This is a genomic window from Paraclostridium dentum (genome assembly GCF_012922555.1).
Lineage (GTDB): Bacteria > Bacillota > Clostridia > Peptostreptococcales > Peptostreptococcaceae > Paraclostridium > Paraclostridium dentum.
The window spans coordinates 1-752 of record NZ_WIPK01000068.1 but is presented as its reverse complement, the minus strand read 5'-3'; the positions used below and the strand labels follow the sequence as shown (position 1 = coordinate 752).

1 protein-coding gene is annotated in these 752 nt (G+C 55.7%); it reads right to left on the bottom strand.

The window, feature by feature from the left end; translation table 11 throughout:
* A partial coding sequence (locus GFJ41_RS20930) for a chlorophyll a/b-binding protein (RefSeq protein ID WP_226890291.1) occupies nucleotides 1-747 on the bottom strand: 747 nt, incomplete at its 3' end.
* Between the last annotated feature and the right edge of the window lie 5 nt (nucleotides 748-752).

Below are 752 nucleotides of genomic sequence, written 5' to 3'. Positions count from 1 at the left end.
CTTGAATGTCTGGATGATTGTGTTGTGCCACGGGTCCGACAGGTGCTGCAGCAGGTTGTCGAACGGGCCTTTTCCGGTCACGTTGTGCTGAATAACGAACCCCAAGAACGCCAGCATCGCCAGTCTCCCGTTGGCTATCTCCTTCTCCTTGGCCTCGAGAGTCGGGGCGAAGTTGAGGGGGTTGAAGATGCCACCGGGGTAGCCTACTTGGTTGGGAGGCAAGCTATATTGCTTGAAAATGGGGTCTTGGTTGACACTCCCGGGGTTCTTGATGTCTTGCCACCTCCTGATCTCGACGTAGTGGAAGAGGATGAACTCGATCACAAAGAGAGTCGACGACGAGGCGAAGTACTCGCTCTTTCCGGCATCGTACCACTTAGGAACGTTGATGATGCCGATCGACGAGAAAACCTCCGGCAGCAGCATTCCGGCCACCCCAAGCATCGCCCACCGCCCATTCACTAGCTCCGCCTGTACGAACCATTTCAAGTTTTCCGGATCCTCCGCGAGCCCCAATGGGTCGAACCCATTGTCTCCGGGTAGACTGCCGTCAAGATAGGTAGGAGAGGCCAGCCCAGGTAGCCATTCACCTTTCTTGGCTTCAACTCTGAAAGATTTGAACGACGAGACGGCCGGTTTAACCGACACTACCCGGTTCAATCTATCAGATGAACCGGTCAAGAACCGGGCTCTCGAAGCGCACGGCCGGAAAATAGCGGCGGAGGCTTGTGTAGTGACGGCGGCCATTAATG